The following is a 3,252-nucleotide window of genomic DNA, read 5'->3' as shown; positions in this document are numbered from 1 at the left end:
AATTATGAATCCTGGCATCGAGCTATTTTTGCGTAGGGCTACCCCTAAACTATCGTGGCCGCAGCAGCGTTTCACCTCTGAGTTCGGGAAGGGTTCAGTGTGGTTCCACCGCGCAATAGACACCAGGAAAAATGATTGGGTTCAAAACCCTGAAGACTGCAAGTAACGCCAATTAAATTTAATTGATTGAGCAAAAGTTGTGAGGTCAAGCCCTCGGTCTGTTAGCACGGCTCGGCTACATACATTACTGCACTTCCACCTACCGCCTAAGAACGGGTGTTCTGCCCGTGACCTTACCCACTTATTGTGGTGAGAGCACTCATCTTGAGGTGGGCTTCCCACTTAGATGCTTTCAGCGGTTATCCGCTCCGCACTTGGCTACCCAGCGTTTACCGTTGGCACGATAACTGGTACACCAGCGGTGCGTTCCTCCCGGTCCTCTCGTACTAAGGAGGACTCCTCTCAATGCTCTTACGCCTGCACCGGATATGGACCGAACTGTCTCACGACGTTCTGAACCCAGCTCACGTACCGCTTTAATGGGCGAACAGCCCAACCCTTGGGACGTACTTCCGCCCCAGGTTGCGATGAGCCGACATCGAGGTGCCAAACCTCCCCGTCGATGTGGACTCTTGGGGGAGATCAGCCTGTTATCCCTAGAGTAACTTTTATCCGTTGAGCGACGGCCATTCCACTCTGCGCCGTCGGATCACTAAGGCCTACTTTCGTACCTGCTTGAGTTGTCACTCTTGCAGTCAAGCTCCCTTTATGCCTTTACACTCGCCGCACGGTTTCCAAGCGTGCTGAGGGAACCTTTGCGCGCCTCCGTTACCTTTTAGGAGGCGACCGCCCCAGTCAAACTGCCCACCTGAAACTGTTCCCTGACCAGATAATGGTCATGGGTTAGAATTCTAGCTTCGCCAGAGTGGTATCTCACCGTTGGCTCCATATTCCCCACAAGGAATACTTCATCGCCTCCCACCTATCCTGCGCAAGCCAAGCCCGAACACAATTCCAGGCTACAGTAAAGCTTCATAGGGTCTTTCTGTCCAGGTGCAGGCAGTCCGTATCTTCACAGACATTCCTATTTCGCCGAGTCTCTCTCTGAGACACCATCCAGATCGTTACGCCTTTCGTGCGGGTCGGAACTTACCCGACAAGGAATTTCGCTACCTTAGGACCGTTATAGTTACGGCCGCCGTTCACCGGGGCTTCGGTCGCTAGCTTCAAGGTTACCCCCTGACCAACTTCCTTAACCTTCCGGCACTGGGCAGGCGTCAGCCCCCATACTGCGTCGATTTGACTTTGCGGAGACCTGTGTTTTTGGTAAACAGTCGCCTGGATCTCTTCACTGCGACCCACTTCATCAGTGGGCACCCCTTCTTCCGAAGTTACGGGGCCATTTTGCCGAGTTCCTTAGAGAGAGTTATCTCGCGCCCCTTGGTATTCTCAACCTCCCTACCTGTGTCGGTTTCGGGTACAGGTAACTGTAAGTTAACGTGTTTAGAGCTTTTCTTGGAAGCTAGACTATGCCACTTCACTTCCGTAGAAGTTCGTACTCACGCCTCAACTCGAAACGTTTTCGCCGTCTCTCAACATCTTGACGCTTGAACCGGTAACCAACATCCGGCTGACATTTATCTTCTCCGTCCCTCTGCACAACCTACAATCAGTACGGGAATTTTAACCCGTTGTCCATCGACTACGCACTTCTGCCTCGCCTTAGGCCCTGACTAACCCTCCGGGGACGAACCTGGCGGAGGAAACCTTAGGGTTTCGGGGCATTGGATTCTCACCAATGTTTGCGCTACTCAAGCCGACATTCTCACTTCCGTTTCGTCCACAGCTGCTTGCCGCTACTGCTTCTACCTACGACGGAACGCTCCCCTACCGATTAACTTTCAAAGTTAATCCCACAGCTTCGGTACATCGCTTAGCCCCGTTCATTTTCGGCGCGAGAGCGCTTGACTAGTGAGCTATTACGCACTCTTTCAAGGGTGGCTGCTTCTAGGCAAACCTCCTAGTTGTCTGTGCACTCTCACCTCCTTTATCACTTAGCGATGATTTGGGGACCTTAGCTGGTGGTCTGGGCTGTTTCCCTCTTGACAATGAAGCTTATCCCCCACTGTCTCACTGGCAATGTGTGCTCTGGGTATTCAGAGTTTGTCTCGATTTGGTACCGGTCTCCCAGCCCGCACCGAAACAGTGCTTTACCCCCCAGATATAATCATTACCGCTGCGCCTAAACACATTTCGGGGAGAACCAGCTAGCTCCTGGTTCGATTGGCATTTCACCCCTAACCACAACTCATCCGCTGATTTTTCAACATCAGTCGGTGCGGACCTCCACTTGGTGTTACCCAAGCTTCATCCTGGCCATGGTTAGATCACCAGGGTTCGGGTCTATAAACACTGATTATCGCCCTTTTCAGACTCGGTTTCCCTTTGGCTCCAGCATTCTCGCTTTAACCTACCAGTGCCTATAAGTCGCCGGCTCATTCTTCAACAGGCACGCGGTCAGACTTTGAATAGTCCTCCCACTGCTTGTAAGCTAACGGTTTCATGTTCTATTTCACTCCCCTTCCGGGGTTCTTTTCACCTTTCCCTCGCGGTACTGGTTCACTATCGGTCACACAGTAGTATTTAGCCTTACGAGGTGGTCCTCGCTGATTCACATGGGATTCCTCGTGCCCCATGCTACTCGGGATTCAGCTACTATCCTTTAACTTTCGACTACAGGACTTTCACCTTCTTTGGTGCAGTATTTAGCTGCTTCGTCTAGTCTCTAGATTCGATCTCGCTGTCCCACTACCCCAATCGGTAAACCAATTGGTTTAGGCTCTTCCCCTTTCGCTCACCACTACTTAGGGAATCTCTGATTTGATTTCTCTTCCTCCAGCTACTAAGATGTTTCAATTCGCTGGGTTGGCTCTCTCCTGCCTATATATTCAGCAGGTAGTATATAGGGTTGCCCCATTCGGAAATCTCCGGCTCAATGTTTGCTTCCAACTCCCCGGAGCATATCGTCGGTAACCACGTCCTTCGTCGCCTCTGTGTGCCTAGGTATCCACCGTTAGCCCTTATTAACTTGACCACTCAATTCTTTTGCTCTTAAACAATTGCATTCACAATACCATCCATCAAAGAATGTCTGTGTCTGCCTGCTAATTTGCGTTACTATGCAGTTTTCAAGGTTCTGGCTGAGATTTTTCTCAGCAGTCTGACACAAGCGTCATGTTGCTGATTTCTCTT

2 rRNA genes are annotated in these 3,252 nt (G+C 51.0%); both read right to left on the bottom strand.

Annotation, left to right across the window (positions count from 1 at the left end):
* Positions 1-9 precede the first annotated feature (9 nt).
* A 5S ribosomal RNA gene (gene rrf / locus ACYTXL_RS30345) occupies positions 10-127 on the bottom strand.
* 74 nt (positions 128-201) lie between these two features.
* Positions 202-3,094, bottom strand: a 23S ribosomal RNA gene (locus ACYTXL_RS30340).
* Positions 3,095-3,252: the final 158 nt, after the last annotated feature.

This window comes from Nostoc sp. (assembly GCF_054880495.1).
Note: the sequence above shows the minus strand (reverse complement) of the source record. Positions and strands in the feature narration are given on the sequence as shown.